This is a genomic window from Haloarcula sp. Atlit-7R (assembly GCF_003666065.1).
Lineage (GTDB): Archaea > Halobacteriota > Halobacteria > Halobacteriales > Haloarculaceae > Haloarcula > Haloarcula taiwanensis.
Genome location: NZ_QXIK01000012.1, coordinates 1 through 15,093 on the forward strand (window position 1 = coordinate 1; position 15,093 = coordinate 15,093).

The 15,093-nt window shown below is 56.3% G+C and carries 18 protein-coding genes; 14 read left to right on the plus strand and 4 right to left on the minus strand.

Going from position 1 to position 15,093, the window contains the following annotated elements; genetic code table 11:
* The first annotated feature begins 875 nt into the window (after positions 1-875).
* Positions 876-1,424 carry a hypothetical protein gene (locus tag D3D01_RS23510; protein ID WP_147439946.1) on the plus strand — a complete coding sequence of 183 codons (549 nt, stop codon included), beginning with the start codon at positions 876-878 and terminating at the stop codon, positions 1,422-1,424.
* Positions 1,425-1,616: 192 nt separating this feature from the next.
* Positions 1,617-2,735: a hypothetical protein gene (locus D3D01_RS23515; RefSeq protein WP_147435163.1), complete on the plus strand. Its 1,119-nt coding sequence runs from the start codon at positions 1,617-1,619 to the stop codon at positions 2,733-2,735.
* A gap of 210 nt (positions 2,736-2,945) precedes the next feature.
* Here the strand turns inward: D3D01_RS23515 and D3D01_RS17950 are convergent, their stop codons facing one another.
* The gene (locus D3D01_RS17950; RefSeq protein ID WP_121513185.1) at positions 2,946-3,197 is read right to left on the minus strand and encodes a hypothetical protein; all 252 of its coding nucleotides are present in this window, start codon (positions 3,195-3,197) and stop codon (positions 2,946-2,948) included.
* A 247-nt stretch (positions 3,198-3,444) separates the two neighbouring features.
* Here D3D01_RS17950 and D3D01_RS17955 point away from each other — a divergent pair, with 247 nt between their 5' ends.
* Positions 3,445-5,475, plus strand: a complete 2,031-nt coding sequence (locus tag D3D01_RS17955) for a hypothetical protein (protein ID WP_121513186.1) — start codon at positions 3,445-3,447, stop codon at positions 5,473-5,475.
* A 149-nt stretch (positions 5,476-5,624) separates the two neighbouring features.
* Here D3D01_RS17955 and D3D01_RS17960 read toward each other — a convergent pair whose 3' ends face one another.
* Together D3D01_RS17960 and D3D01_RS17965 are read right to left on the minus strand one after the other, a co-directional pair.
* Positions 5,625-5,885, minus strand: a complete 261-nt coding sequence (locus tag D3D01_RS17960; protein WP_121513187.1) for a hypothetical protein — start codon at positions 5,883-5,885, stop codon at positions 5,625-5,627.
* Positions 5,882-6,178, minus strand: a complete 297-nt coding sequence (locus tag D3D01_RS17965; protein WP_121513188.1) for a hypothetical protein — start codon at positions 6,176-6,178, stop codon at positions 5,882-5,884. The genes D3D01_RS17960 and D3D01_RS17965 overlap by 4 nt, the downstream gene beginning before the upstream one ends.
* Positions 6,179-6,375: 197 nt before the next feature.
* Between D3D01_RS17965 and D3D01_RS25065 the strand changes: the two genes are divergently transcribed.
* The gene (locus D3D01_RS25065; RefSeq protein WP_158600502.1) at positions 6,376-6,567 is read left to right on the plus strand and encodes a FaeA/PapI family transcriptional regulator; all 192 of its coding nucleotides are present in this window, start codon (positions 6,376-6,378) and stop codon (positions 6,565-6,567) included.
* Here the strand turns inward: D3D01_RS25065 and D3D01_RS17975 are convergent.
* Positions 6,531-6,875, minus strand: a complete 345-nt coding sequence (locus D3D01_RS17975) for a winged helix-turn-helix domain-containing protein (RefSeq protein WP_342764844.1) — start codon at positions 6,873-6,875, stop codon at positions 6,531-6,533. The genes D3D01_RS25065 and D3D01_RS17975 overlap by 37 nt on opposite strands.
* Before the next feature lie 324 nt (positions 6,876-7,199).
* Here D3D01_RS17975 and D3D01_RS17980 point away from each other — a divergent pair, with 324 nt between their 5' ends.
* From D3D01_RS17980 to D3D01_RS18025, 10 genes are all read left to right on the plus strand, one after another.
* Positions 7,200-7,880, plus strand: coding sequence for a transcriptional regulator (locus D3D01_RS17980; RefSeq protein ID WP_121513191.1), 681 nt, complete (start codon positions 7,200-7,202; stop codon positions 7,878-7,880).
* Positions 7,877-8,194, plus strand: coding sequence for a PadR family transcriptional regulator (locus D3D01_RS17985; protein ID WP_121513192.1), 318 nt, complete (start codon positions 7,877-7,879; stop codon positions 8,192-8,194). The genes D3D01_RS17980 and D3D01_RS17985 overlap by 4 nt, the downstream gene beginning before the upstream one ends.
* Before the next feature lie 805 nt (positions 8,195-8,999).
* Entirely contained in the window at positions 9,000-9,305 is a 306-nt protein-coding gene (locus D3D01_RS17990; RefSeq protein ID WP_121513261.1) for a hypothetical protein, read from the plus strand.
* Positions 9,305-9,517 carry a hypothetical protein gene (locus tag D3D01_RS17995; RefSeq protein WP_121513193.1) on the plus strand — a complete coding sequence of 71 codons (213 nt, stop codon included), beginning with the start codon at positions 9,305-9,307 and terminating at the stop codon, positions 9,515-9,517. The genes D3D01_RS17990 and D3D01_RS17995 overlap by 1 nt, the downstream gene beginning before the upstream one ends.
* A 280-nt stretch (positions 9,518-9,797) precedes the next feature.
* Positions 9,798-10,676: a hypothetical protein gene (locus D3D01_RS18000; RefSeq protein WP_121513194.1), complete on the plus strand. Its 879-nt coding sequence runs from the start codon at positions 9,798-9,800 to the stop codon at positions 10,674-10,676.
* Positions 10,677-11,042: 366 nt separating this feature from the next.
* Positions 11,043-12,197, plus strand: a complete 1,155-nt coding sequence (locus D3D01_RS18005) for a Fic family protein (protein ID WP_121513195.1) — start codon at positions 11,043-11,045, stop codon at positions 12,195-12,197.
* An 81-nt stretch (positions 12,198-12,278) separates the two neighbouring features.
* Positions 12,279-12,485, plus strand: coding sequence for a hypothetical protein (locus D3D01_RS18010; RefSeq protein ID WP_121513196.1), 207 nt, complete (start codon positions 12,279-12,281; stop codon positions 12,483-12,485).
* A gap of 319 nt (positions 12,486-12,804) precedes the next feature.
* Positions 12,805-13,818 (plus strand): thiamine pyrophosphate-dependent dehydrogenase E1 component subunit alpha, encoded by a 1,014-nt coding sequence (locus tag D3D01_RS18015; RefSeq protein ID WP_121513197.1) that lies wholly within the window; start codon positions 12,805-12,807, stop codon positions 13,816-13,818.
* Entirely contained in the window at positions 13,818-14,837 is a 1,020-nt protein-coding gene (locus D3D01_RS18020) for an alpha-ketoacid dehydrogenase subunit beta (RefSeq protein WP_121513198.1), read from the plus strand. Before D3D01_RS18015 ends, D3D01_RS18020 begins: the two co-directional genes overlap by 1 nt.
* Positions 14,834-15,091, plus strand: coding sequence for a lipoyl domain-containing protein (locus tag D3D01_RS18025; protein ID WP_121513199.1), 258 nt, complete (start codon positions 14,834-14,836; stop codon positions 15,089-15,091). The genes D3D01_RS18020 and D3D01_RS18025 overlap by 4 nt, the downstream gene beginning before the upstream one ends.
* Positions 15,092-15,093: the final 2 nt, after the last annotated feature.

Here is a 15,093-nt window from a genome sequence, read left to right on the forward strand (position 1 = left end):
AATTCGGTCAACAACTACCGAGTCCGGTGGAGAGTACACACTTCCCACCGGGTTCCTCAACCGGGTAGTTGCGACGATATCTAATCAGCAGACAGCGACAGAATTCTCCACTAAACTAGAACGGATGCACAATCAGGTAAGACGTGGATACAGGTCCCATCTTGTAGCTAACCGTACTAAGAACCAAAGCCTGTGCTCGACTGAAGATAATAAGATCTCAAAAGATTCGGTACCCCACTCTTGTTCTCGATAGTTGGCAGCAACTTCGCCGTCGATACCAAGGAAGAGCGGTCGGCCTTGGGTGAGTAGTTCACGTTCGGAACGGTCAGTACAGGGTAACCACACATTATTCAACACGTTGACCAAACCGACATCTATCAAGAAAGATATAATAGATGCAGAGGGTAGAGTCAGCACAGGTCTCGGCGTGGCGGATCAACCGCCGGTCTCGGACGATGGGGGCGGAGGCCGTACGTCTTCATTAAGGTTCATGATGTTGTCGGGACCACTCACATAATCAAGCATGTGCCGCACTTGCTTGTCCTCCGTCCGTTGGTAGAGCAACCGATCGTCATCTAGGATATCCCCTGCGCAGAGTTTCTGGTCTGATTAACGAGCTGCCCCTCGAAATCCACATATTCCCCCCCCCCCCAAATTCTGTGACTGTTCATCGTTACTATGCCATGTTACATCAGTGTGCTCGGGCCTCCTCAATAACAATCTCAATCAACTAGTTATTGCTATTATTAAATAACTCCAGTAGCCATATTTATACAATATCTCATCGTAATCCTTGCTAAGTCATGCACAAATATACCCGCCGGCAAGTGCTTTCAACGGGCACTCTCAGCGGTTTCGGGCTGCTCACTGGATGTATGTCGAGTGATGATAATACCTCTTCAGCTACGGAGACAGTTACGCCTAAAACAGTTTCTGGAGGCTCACTCGTTGAAATTGGAAATCTTGAGATCTGGCCTCGACGAGTGTATCCGGTTAGAGAAATCGTTGATCCTGAGGTATCTGATCATGTCTACAAGGCCCCGCAGGATACACAATGGATTCTATTTACAATTCGTTTTAAGCACTTAGGAGAAAAAGAAACAGAAGTTCAAATTCCACGGTGGACTAAGTTTGGTTTCATAGTAGGTGGGAATTCGTATCCTGCTAAGCTTACTATTCAGGAAGATATAGAGGAAGAGAATTTTCACCCTTGGAATACAGAGCCTGGAGAATCGATTGAGTCATTTCGTTCAACTGAAGAATCACTCCACCATCCCGCAAATACAGAGAAACGTTTCGGGATTATACCCATTCCACGAAAGCACCACTATACAGAAGGTAAACTAGGGTACTCCCCTGATATTGATAACACGTATGAGATCAAGTGGGACAGTCTAAAACAAATTTATGAAAAAATACCATAGGTTATCCTTGATGATTCGTGGGTGCATAGCTACAATGCGTGTCAAAGCAGGTAGGTTTCTCAAAATCTGAGGTGTGCAAAAACCTCATTTGTTTGACACCGTGTCATTACTAACTTAACATGATCAAAAATAGATTAAATAGTAATGAAATTAGCATAAAGCATTAATTACTGCTCACAATAATTACTACACATGACGAATAAGAGGCGCCGTCGGATCATTAAAGGATTAGGGATTGGTCTTTTTTCAGGACTGAGCGGTTGCTCCAGTACGAGTTCAGAGCCTGATAATCCAACCAAAATAAATTCTAATCAAAACACTCCCCAAAGCACCACTAGCTCACAGGAAACTAGTACCCCCTCCCGTTCAAAGCCAAAATTAGCTGGATACGGGTTTGCAGAATACGGGATTACAGGAGATGTATATGTTGAAGAGGATAATCCCGAATTTTTACAGATGGACCTCACGAATAAATCCGGTCGAACTTATCCGGCAGTTCATATCGAGTTCCTAGATAAAGAGACATGGAGAACCCAGTATGGACCAGGAGAACATACGAATGTCTTCTTAGATGTAGGGGAACCCCTTGAACCCGGAGGACGGTCCCCAATTGAAAAATTCACAATTTACCCACAATTATGGCCAGAAACACTCCCTGATACAACACCGTATGATCCGAGGGAGGTGCCCAGCGATCTCATTAACGAGCAGAAACAAATTCTCCACGGAGAAATAGTATCTGATGAGATCCATATCCCCCTTCCGGATACGATTGATGCCTCGTCAGTGAGCCATGGATTTATTCAGTCAATTCCTACGCCAACTGAACAGATACGATTTGAGATCGGGAGCGACTCGGACCTCGCTGTCGACTCTAACGCCGGAATTCGAATACCTAGTGAAATACTCCCGTCAGCATATCACGGTGGGAATCCATACCGTATGGAACTTACTGGAGTAACCCAAGAACTTTTCCGGCTCGTCACCCTCCCAGTTCCTGAATTCTCGATATCGAACTTCACTGCTAACGGAGAAGTTGACTCGGAACAATTAGTATGGGAAGATCTATCGTATGATCTAACAGTCGGTGATGCACTTGTTGATGAATTTACCCTAAAAACAGCTGTGGACGGAGTTCCTGGTGGATTCGAAGAGACATCAGTTCAACCGGGCACGACGAATAGTATTAGCCTTACAGCAAGCACAGATCGGTCACTTGGTCTCCCCGTAGAGACAGAACAAATTTCTATCCTATCGATGACGCCCTACCCCGTTGCTGAAGCAACAACGGACATCTCTATTTCTGAGTAGTATCCTAATTTATCCGACCATTGGATCATGTGCCACTTAAAACCTGAATCAAGTCTATGATATATAATGCCACGGGTTTGTTCCTGCTTATTGAGCAACTGTTGCAGGAAAATACCCGAGCAATAGATGGCTGTCAGGAAGTGGAGTTAGGATAGATAACCAACAATTATGGGTCCTATACACCCTTTGTTTGTTAACGCTCTATTCAACCTACACTGTCGCTGCCACGTGCTGATACTCCGCTTGCGACGGCGTCGGCTGTAGTGTCAATCCAGCGAGCGCTAACTCTCGAAGTATCTCCGGCGGAATACCTTCAGAATTACGCAACACAGCATCGAGCGTCCATTCATCGTACTGACTCGCACTCGGTGCAAGCACGTCGACCGACTCGGTCGCCACCTCGTCTCGAATCGCTCTTGCAGCCCGCCGCACCCGCTTGCGTTCTTCCACAGTGAAGCTCATGACTCAATACTCCGGGCAAGATCACCGACGACAGCAAGGGGCAGGCGTATGGGTGGACCCTACTTGACCAGGACTGTGAGGTCATGGTGTGGGATCAGCAGTTGGCGGTTCCAATGGGCGATTGTAATCATCATAAATACATATAGAATTGATACTTCTTCGTTCTATATCATGTTGAAGTCTCTTTTAAGCGCCTGTAGTGGTGCATGTCGGTAGATTTATTCTCTTCGTAAAGTGACAACGTATCATGGATTCGGGCCAAGTGATCGCAATTGTGTTGGCAATCCTTATGTTGCTTTCTGGGTGCTCGGGTCTTGGCGGAATAGACCAGACTGAGCCAACCCGGCCGGAGTCGACTGAAGTAAGCGATAGCCCAACTGAAGAACCGGAACGCGATACCGAAGTCACTGCTGCTACATCGACAGTAACACCGACATCGGTAGACTCCGATGATGACGGGCTGAATGACCGGCGTGAAGCCGAACTCGGAACGGACCCAGACAAGGCTGATACAGACGGTGACGGTCTCAATGATCATCGTGAGGTGACTGAGCTCAAAACGGACCCAACCTCAGCAGATACGGACAATGATTGGCTTGCTGATCCCACTGAATTGGAGCGTGAGACAAGTCCACGTAGCCGCGATACGGACAACGATGGGCTCATAGACAGTGCTGAAATTGAGCATGGTACGAATCCCACTGTTCGGGACACTGATGGGGACAACCTTCTCGATGGCTGGGAGGTCCACAGCGAGGTTTATCCAAACGCGAATCCACTGCACAAGGATATTTACGTCGAAATTGACTACATGAAGAGCTACTCGCTCCCTGACGAGGAGCGAGCACTCATCAAGTCCAAGTTCGCTAATGCACCGGTGTCAAATCCGAATGGAACGAACGGGATCGACCTTCATCTCGTAAGGAGTGACCAGGTTCCCTACACTCGTACGCTTGGTGGTATGAGAACAGACGAATACGAAGAGAAGTATTTTGACCACCGCGGGCAGGCATATCATTACGCGATTTTGGTTGACCGGAGTTCTATCTCACCTTCTGTCGATGGTGGCGGCTCTCCGGGGTCGGTACACGTGTCGGGGACCGTCGACGACACACGCATGGGGACCACGTTCATACACGAACTTGGGCACTCGTTGGGCCTAATGCCTGATGTATACCATGGCATCGACAGCACTGATGTTCCGTTTGACGAATACCCGAGTGTACTGAACTACAACGCTCCCTCGGATCACTACAGCTACACCTCAGAAGCCGCTTCCAGCGATGGCTTTGACGACTGGGAGTATATCGAACAGAAAATGCACACCCCACCAACTAGGCTCATGCCGGGCTCTAATGCTCTAGATCAATGCGTTGCCGTTTCGTTTGCAGGCGGCGATGGGTCCGATAGCAATCCGTACCAGATCGAGACACTCCATCAGCTCGAGTGCATCGGCGTCGACTCTGATGCGAATTATGAACTCGTCTCGGATATTGACGCAACGTGGCGGACTGGGTTCGACCCGACACCACGTTTCTCTGGAACGCTCGACGGGAACGGCCACACAGTTCGTGGACTTACCGTTCATCGGTCGGGCAGCGCCGGTGGGCTCGTCAGGACACTCAACGGAGGCACAATCAAGCGAATTCATCTTCGAAATGTCTCCGTCCGTGGACATGAGAATGTCGGAGGCATAGCCAGCACCTCAAGTGGTACGATCACGCAGGTTACGGTTACAGGGAGTGTTCATGGAGAGTGGCGTGTCGGCGGTGTCGCTGGCGTTGTTGCCGAGCCGAATGCCAACTACCGGATTGGCGAGATATCCGCCGTCGAAGTGAATGCCACAGTTGTTGGTGAACACAACGTTGGCGGTCTCGCCGGCAACAGCATTGGAAACCTAACAAACTCAGCAGTCTTCGGCAGCATCCGAGGCGAATCGGAGGTCGGCGGACTGGTAGGAACGAACTATGCACCCGGTCGGGTCGCTTCCTCCTTTAGTGCCGCGACTGTTAGCGGCGAAGAGCGTGTGGGTGGCGCTGTCGGTCGAAACTACGAGAATGGCCCGGTTGAGGATGTCTACTGGAACGCTGACACCGCTGGCCAGTCAGCGTCGGCCGGCAGCCCCACGTCAAACGGGCTTTCCGTAGACGAGATGACTGGAGAAGCCGCCACAGAGAGTATGTCTGGGTTTGATTTCGGCGGGCCATGGGTTACAACCGACGGCTATCCCGTGCTTGACTGGCTCTCTGAGCGTGTCACACGCGAGACACGTACCTAGCCAGTCTTGAGCTTACTCGCGCCATCGTGGGGTCTGCCTCACTAGGTCCCGGCGCGGGGTCGCAAACTGTCAGGAGTAGTCTCGAAATCACCGCGACCCATGAAAAAACACACACGATTCAGCAAAAAGTAGAGGTATCGCTGTCTCGCTCAGGCTGTCGCCACGACGTGTTGATGCTCGTTCTGGGCGGGCGTCGGCTGCAACGTCAGTCCAGCCAGTGCGAGCTCCCGAAGCACCTCAGGCGGGACACCCTCGGTGTCTCGAAGCACGGCATCAAGCGTCCAGGCGTCGTGTTCTGAGCGAACCGGCGGCGTTGTCTCAACCAGAACGGTCGGCACAGTTTCCCGGAGGGCACGGGCGGCACGCTGGACACGCTTCCGGTTCTCGACCGTGCAGCGGAGCGAGCTCACGCTTCAACACCTCGCACGAGATCGCCGACGAGCGAGCCGCCAACATATGGCCCAACATCCCAGCCACGCTCCCCACGTGTGTACTCACACCACTCTGCAAGCGTCTCGAAGGGCGTCTCTGCCAACACGACCTTCTCTGCTTTACCGTCAGCCTCGACGACAGCCACGGCGAACTCGTAGCTGTCCCAATAGTGCGCTGCACCGTCGCCGTCGACACCAAGGAAGAGCGGTCGACCTTGGGTGAGTAGTTCGCGTGCGGTACGTTCTTGTGGATTGGATTGCGTAGTTGCCATTGGTTCTTCCTGGAACCACGCGCCTCGGTGTACTAGCACCGGGGCGATTTCGTAAGAAATCGACCAGCAGCGCGTGTGTTCCTATCTAATACTGTTGTTCCGGGCAACCAAAAAACTATTGCTTCGGAGCAAGATAGTTGCAAACACAAACAATGTCGACTCGTGGACCGGATCCCAAGGCTACTGATGAGGAAATTATGCAAATCATTGAATCAGTAGAGCCCCCGTTCGTGACGACTGGAGACATCGCAGATGCTGTTTCACTATCTACAGAGAGAGCGAGACAACGACTCAACCAACTCGATAACCAAGGACAGCTCCATCGTACAAAAGTTGGGAGTAGTGCCGTCGTCTACTGGATCCCAGAGTCTTCCTCAGGATCGAGATAGACCCGCCCCTTGTTCGTGATCCACCACACACGGGCGCGTCCAATCTTTCGCGTATCGACAAGTCCATCTTCCTCCATTCTCCGCAACCGCTGATCGACAGCTTGGCGGCTCACACCAGTCCTTTCAGCAATATCACTAGTCCCAAGCACCGGAGAATGTGCTAAGACTATTGCCTCCAGTATAGATTTCCTGTCGGCCGTCGGGTCTGGACCCGGCTTCTCTGTCACTGTACTAGCGATACATCCGCCCCTGTCATTAGTTATGATGAGTGTATCTCTTGCTACGGGGCAAAGACTAAAACCCACCACTCCGAAGCAAGAGATAGGCGACGCCCACAGCAATCAACGGCGTCCCGTCGAACCCATGACAACCGGCAAGCCCACCCACGAAGAGTCGCATCGCTCGCCAGCGCACTTTCGCCCACATATTCGCCCATCGAAAACCGCCAGACGGCAGCCCGGTCGCTCACATTCGCCCATCATTCGCCCATCGCCTGAGCGGCCCACGAACGCCCCACAGCGACCCACAGACGAAAATCGGCGCGCGAAAATCGACTTTCGCCCACGCGGTCGCCCCAGCCTTATCAGCCAACTGCCCAACCCAGCAGCCATGCCCACGCAGGGAGGCAACCAATGACCGCCTGGCACACTTGCACCGCCCTCCAGCGGGATCTCCTGAAAGCGATTGCCGACCACGACCACTACGACCGCGAGGCCACCGCCGACGCCCTCCAGATCGCCGTCGAAACCCGGCGCGAGGCCGCGCTCGACGATGCCCGCGTCACGGACAGCCTCGACACCCTCGAAGCGAACGACCTTGTCACCACCACTGACGGAACCTACGCCCTGACCGACCGCGGCCAGGACGCCATCACCCAGGCCGCCCGCTCGCTGGCTATCGTCACCGGCCACGACCTGGTCGCCACCGACGGCGGCACCACCATCCCCTCACACACGGCGGCGGCCACCCGACTTGACACCGTCCTGCAGGCCGCCGAACCTGCCCTCGCTGACGAGGAACTCGAACTGCTGGACGCTGTCAGCACCTACCTCCGGAACACGGACGGCTTCGTCGTCGGGACCCATGCCGAGCCCGCAATCCGCAGCCACGCGCTTGAGGTTATCGCCACCCGCGAGGACGGCCAGGGCGCACCCGCCGGCGACGTACTGGACACGCTCGCCTGCGAGTACGGGGCCCAGCGGGCGATGACGGTGCTGCTGGACCTTCTGGTGCAGGGCGACTGTTACCAGCCCCAGCCAGCGACGCTCCGGCGCGTCGACACCGACACCAGCGAGCCGGGAGGGGACCAATGACGACCTATCACGAGCTGACGGGCTTCCAGCGCGACCTCCTGGAGGCCATCGCCGCCGTCGACGACGACCCCTACGGCCTCGCGCTCAAGGACTACCTCGACGAGCGCTACGCCGACCCGGTCAACCACAGCCGCCTCTACCAGAACCTCGACCAGCTCGTTGAACAAGACCTCATCAACCGCGACGCCCTCGACGCCCGCACCAATGTGTATACGCTGACTGACGCTGGCAGACAGGCACTCCAACACCACGCGGAAACACTTGCAGGGCTGTGTGAGTTGCCCCGGCCCGCCGCCGATGGGGGTGCGCAGTAATGACGCGCCGACCCACGCAGTTCCGTCGCTCAGCGGGTAAAACTGGGAACACAGTCGGCCGGTGTTGTCAGAGGCACGTGATCACTGGGCAGGTGATGACCGACTGGTACCCTACCAAAATAAACGCAAAGCTCATAAATAATAGTTGTTACCGGGGAATTACCAATAGCGCAATCTGTGAGACAGTCCGCCGTCGCCCGCAACGGCGGACTGCGTCGCGTGCCTCTGACAATTGTTCAGGACAAAGTGGACTACTTTGTGCCTGCACTGTCAGATTAGTTAGCCATCATAATTGTAATTTTCGGCTCATTATCTGTTCTGAATACAGCGCACGGCACCCCGAAAACTGGGGTCCGGCCCCGAAACAACCTATAGGATGGGTGGTGTCTCCGGGAGCAGACAGGGCACGGATCCCATGTGGAGCCGATACGGGAGTGTATAAAAGCGCTTGTGGTATCCAGTCGTAGTCTGGTGGTTTCGCTCACTCTCACGATGTAGTCGATCCACACGAACAGCAGTCCGAAAGCGGTCCACAGACACAACTACCGGAGTTCAAGCAGCAGAATGGTGGGCAGCCGGGGGGGAGTGGCGTGCACCACACCATCGGGAGTCGTCATCCACGACGACAGGTCCTGGTCCCGAGCCAATCGATGAATTGGGGTGGATCCATAGGGAGATGGAGCGGAGACCAGCACCTATCCGACTGGTATGTAATTGCAATACAAAACAATTTTGATACTATATCTCAGTTTATTGGTTGGTCAGACAACACGAGACCGAAGACACGTCAGCGGGAGGTGGCCCGATGACCACTCCTGCTGTCGGCGACGTCGTCGTCCTGACCGAACTCGACAGTGAGCCACCCCTGCTCGTCACCGCCGTCGACGAGGCCGGCGACGAGGTTACTGGCGTCCTGCTGGCCGACCTCGCCGCCGAAACCATCCAGCGCCTCGACGCCACGGCCGGCGACCGCCAGCGCCGCCAGGAGCTGACCACGGCCATCCGGCGAGCTGAGGACCTCATGACCTTCCGTGTCCCCGTCGCCGAGCTCCGCCAGCGTGACCAGCCAGCCACACAGGGCAGCGAGCCGGCCACAGGAGGGGTTCGGTAATGGCCAAAGCCGATGCCCCCGCCACGACGGAGACCGACACAGCGCCCGCACAGGCCCACCTGTGGCGACTCCGCTACATGGTCGGTGATCTCGAACACTACACCGAGTGGACGGCCGACTTCCCCACCATCGGGAACTACTACGACCAGTACCGTCGCGGTGACTACGCACATGATGTCGTCATCGAGCGCCGGGCGGTGGTCGAAGGATGACCGGCGACGGCACCCATTGCAGTGTCAATTGCGACTGTGACTCTGACACCAGCGAGAGGCCCTGTTACCAGTGAGCCCAGTGCCACACTGGTCCAGGAGACGGCAGTTCATGAGTAATACTGGCCGCTGTCTGCGCGTTGCCACGACGCTAAATCACTAGACGGGAGAGGCGTACCACGCGCCACCAACCACACCCAGATAGTGCCAGCTACGTCACCGATAGCCCGTGCTGTGGTCAGCACTGCCCGGTTCGATTCCGGGGACGGGCGCTGTGGTCACGATGCCACGACAATCCACCGAAGACAGCGAGACCGACAGCACAGCCACCGACCAATCACTTGCCGACGAACTCGGGATGGATATCGGCCAAGAGGGGGCGGACATCGACACCCTCCAGTCGCTCGTCAGTGCCCTCGACGACGAAGTGGCACCCCCCGTTTCGAGTGTTCTTGAGCTGCTGGTCGGGACCATCGAGGACCTCCAGGAACGCGTCGACGACCTGGAGGACGACGTCGAACAGACCCACGACGTTGCCACCACGGCGGTCGGCAACGCCGCCACGAATGACCACCGTCTCGACGACCTCGAAACCCAGCAGGAGGCGACCCACGACGTCGCCAAGAGCGCCATCGCCAAAGCCCAGCAACTCGAAGCCGACACCGACCATCAGGAAGACGCCGAGCAACTACCCGAGGGCATCGAGCCCAGCAGCTCGCCGCTGGACTTCTTCGCGAACTGTCGCCAGTCCAATATCAAGACCATGTTCGTCGAGCGGTCGAACCGCCAGAACACCTACCGCGCCATCACCGTCGCCAAGCGCTGGCCCGAATTTGCCACGAAGCGAACCGACGGCAGCGGCGTGTTCATGACCAAAACCGACCTGCAGACGGCCCTGACCGCCGAACTCGGGAAGGACCCGCATCGCCAGACGATCAAGCGCGTCTGGGAGAAACTCATCGAGATTGGCGGCAGCGACATCGTCGAGAAAACGCGGCAGGTCGGCCGGGACCAGACCAAGACCGAGCTCCTCGCGATGGATATGGCAACAGCGGAAGGGCTACTTGAGAAACGCTACGTCGGCCTTGACCTCTTGGAGAACAGCGACCACAAAGCCGCGACGGGTGGCGTCACACCCGTTGTGGTGGAGTCATCACCCTAACCCTGTGACACGCATCGAATAGGACGGAAATCAGCACTGACCCTACGCTGTTGGACGCGGTGGCACGTGCCCTGCCGCCGCTGACGCCGCTGTCTGCTAGCTGCAGGAACCGGAAGCGGCCCCCTGTTTTCAGGAGTGGAGTGCGTGGTCGTAACACAAACGGAGCGACCAGAGCAGTTCAGTCGTTCACAACGGGTGTGACGGCAAGTCCCAATCACAAACCCTTCCTAGGGCACCCATCCCCAATTTGGGTTAGAGCTGGTGTCCGGTTTTCCGCATATATAAAGATGTCGGAGAGCTACCCATCTAACTAAAATACACCACAGGTGTTTTTGCCTTAGCCCGAATACGATAACTGCAAACAAAATGGCGGGCAACAGTCTTCCGAATAAAGCACCTGGGGAGTACGTTCCCTTCGGGCGCCGACCGTACTATCTGCCAGATCCACTACCACCGGCACATGATCTTGAGTTCGATGCAGAGTTCCAGCAGTTGCTACAGGATGCAATCTATCAGCTCGGGCGGCTGGAAGGGATCGGCGACGAGACGGAGGCCAATCCCCTCCTGTACACGACGATGGTCCGTCGCGAAGCCGTCGAATCGGTGGTGCTTGAGGGTGCAGATATCGATATCGAGGACGTATTCCGGTCCCAGGAGCTCGCCGACAGCGGAACCACTCGGAAAGATGTCCAGGAGGCACTCAATTACGAGCGGACAATCACCGAAGGTGCGACTCGGCTCACCGAGGGTGATCAGATCACTCTTGGACTGTTACAGGACCTCCACGAGTTACTGATTGAGGACGTGCGTGGCCACTGTGAGTACCCCGGGGAATTCCGTCCAAAGCCGATCAATCTCCCGGCAGCCTCGTCGTTCCAAGAACCATTCGTCCCGCCGGCACCGGACAAAATTCCGGAGTTGATGACGAATCTCGTCGAGTACTGCAACACAACCAGCGAGTATCACGATCTCGTCCAGTTCGGGCTCGTCCACTATCAGTTCGAGACGATACATCCCTTCGAGGATGGGAACGGCCGTTTAGGACGCATTCTCATCACGTTGCAGCTGATTCAAAACGGCTACCTCACGCAGCCGTATCTATATCCGAGTGCGTATTTCAACCGCAACAAAATCGAGTATGCCGACCGGATGCGAACAGTCAGCGAAACGGGAGCCTGGGAGCCTTGGTTGGAATTCTTCGTTGAGGGCATTCGGTCGCAAGCTGCCGAGGCAGTCGCACGGACGAATGATCTTCGGACTCTCCGTCGAGAGTACGAGCGAACCTATGGCCACGAAAAAACAGCCGCCGACCGGCTGGCGATGCGCCTGTTCAAGCAGCCATACGTGACCACCAACGACGTCGCCGAACTACTGGATGTGACATCACAGACAGCACGGAACGCGATTCAGGAACTCGAGGCACAGGATGTCCTGACCGAAACAACGGGGAAGGAGCGGTATCAAGAGTTCAAGGCTGTCGATATCTTCGACATTCTCGACCAGCCGCTGGAAGAAGGATAGTGCTGCTGTCTGCAGACTCAATCCCGTCACTCAGAGCTAACCAACACAACCGCCAAGTTCCCGAGAAATGTTGGTTAGCACATGTCCGACCGTGCCGACGCGAGGACCGCACTCGAAGAACTCCAGGTCCTTGACCGAGACACACTCCCAGCAGAACTGACTGAAACATACAACCGAGCACTCGAAGACATCGAGACACGCTGTACGACTCTCGACACAGCGGCCGAGCCTGACGACCAACCCACAGAGCGACCTGACACACCAGAGGCATGTAATGAGTGGTCGTAACACGAACGGAGCGACCACAGCAATCCAGTCGTTCACAATAGGTGTGACGAAACACTCTCGTCTCGAACCCGCATCCGTCGAACTAATTTTTCGGCTAGCGCCGGTCCCACAGAGACAAACCAACGAGATCGATCCCCCTACAGTACGAGTCAGCACCAGTCGTACCTGACTGCCCCACAAATAGAGCAGTGGTCGCGGGACATGGACGCGCTCTTTGTCAATCCGGGCCTGATCTGAAATGGGATTACCCTCATGATTAAATAGTACGTAGACCATCATTTGGGTGGATTCTATGGTACCAGTTAACGACCTACAAGAAATGTACCGCGACATGGTGACGGCGCGTCACTACGAGGAGCGGTTACAGGAGGAGTATCTGGAAGGCAAGCAGCCTGCCTTCGATATCTCGGCAGGACCGATCCCTGGCGAGTTACACCTCGCAGCCGGTCACGAGGCATCAGGTGCAGGCGTCTGTCAGCACCTCCGAGACGACGACACAGTGACAGCCCCGCACCGACCCCACCATATCGCCATCGCGAAGGGCGTCGATCTGAAACGGATGACCGCCGAAATATTCGGTCGCGAGAACGGCCTCGGCAAGGGGAAAGGCGGACACATGCACCTGTTTGATCCCGAAGCCGGGTTCGCCTGTAGCGGTATCATCGCGGAGGGGTGTCCGCCCGCCGCAGGTGCGGGACTGGCGGCGAAAAAGCGCAACACCGACAGCGTCGGCGTCGCGTTCCTCGGCGAGGGCGCCATCGACCAAGGCGCGTTCCTCGAATCACTAAACTTCGCCGCCGTCCATGACTTGCCCGTCGTCTTCGTCATCGAAGACAACGACTGGGCTATCAGCATGCCAAAAGAACGGATCACAGACGTACAGAACGGTGCCAAGCGCGCCGACGGCTTCGAGATGCCCGGCGTCCGCGTCGACGAAGACGACGCCATCGCCGTCTACGAGGCCGCTGGCGAGGCCATTGGCCGCGCCCGTGACCGCAACGGCCCGACGGTCCTGGAGATACAAGTCCACCGTCGGATGGGTCACTTCATGGGTGACCCGGAGAGCTACCGCCCAGAGGATGATCAAACGGCCGCCCAGCAGCGGGACTCAATTGAGCGGCTTGAAGATGATCTCCGCGCTCACGGCATCGATGACGAGACTATCGAAGACCTGCGTGACGAGGCACAGAGCGCCGTCGAGGAGGCTATCGAGTGGGCCAAGTCACAGCCCGAACCTGACCCCGAGGACGCGTACGAGGACATGTGGGTGAACCCGCCCAGTGGCGTGACCGACAGCGAGCCCGAGTACGACCTCGCAGGAGGTGACGACTGATGTCGAAACAAACCCAGCGAATCGACCGCGACCTGACGATGAGCAGAGCGATGGTCGAGGCCATCGCCGACGAAATGCGCGACAACGAGGAGGTCTTCTATATGGGTGAGGACGTCGCCGACTACGGCGGCATCTTCGACTCCACGGAGGGGTTGCGCGACGAATTCGGCTATGACCGCGTAATGGACGTCCCGATTAGCGAGACGGCCTACCTCGGTGCGGCGGTCGGCGCCGCACAAGAGGGGATGCGCCCCATCGCGGAACTGATGTTTGTCGATTTCTTCGGTGTCGCGATGGACCAGATATACAACCAGATGGCCAAGAACACCTACATGAGCGGCGGGAACGTCTCCGTGCCGATGGTCCTGACCGCCGCCGTCGGGGGCACCTACAACGACGCCGCCCAACACTCCCAGACGCTCTATGGGACGTTCGCCCATGTCCCTGGTATGAAGGTGGTTGTCCCGTCAACGGCGTTCGACGCCAAGGGACTGATGCACAACGCCATCCGCGACGACGATCCCGTCGTGTACATGTTCCACAAGCGCCTGATGGGGATCGGCTGGCTTCCCGCGCCCGACGGGCCCAAGACACCCGTTCCAGAGGAGGACTACACCATCCCCTTCGGAAGCGCCGATATAAAACGCGAAGGCGAGGATGCAACTATCGTCACGCTCGGCCTGCACGTCCACCGGGCCCTAGATGCGGCCGAAACGCTGGCCGAGGACGGTATCAGCGCGGAAGTCGTTGACCTGCGCTCGCTGGTGCCGCTTGACACCGAAACCATCGTCAAGTCCGTCGAGAAGACGGGGAATCTCGTGGTCGTCGACGAGGACTATCGCTCCTACGGCGTGACGGGCGAAATCGTCGCCAGCGTCGCCGACGAGTCGTTGGCCGCGCTCAATGCTGTTGAACGGGTTGCCCTGCCAGACGTTCCGATTCCCTACTCGCGCCCGCTTGAACAGGAGGTCGTCCCGGATGCCGAAGATATCGCTGCGGCGGTCGAACGGACCCAATGAGCGATCCCACGGACCGCGTCGCGGTAACGCTCGATGACTGGCCAGACGACGCCGACAGTGACGAAGGGGTCGTCGTCAACTGGTTCGCACGCGAAGGAGCGAGCATCGACGAAGGAGCGAGTCTCTGTGAAGTCCAGATTGATAAGGTCAGTGTGGACGTGTTTGCACCGACGGACGGGACGCTAACAGAGATCATCTGTGGCGAAGACGACGAGTTCGCAGTCGGCGACACGCTCGCCTGGATAGCACCATGACG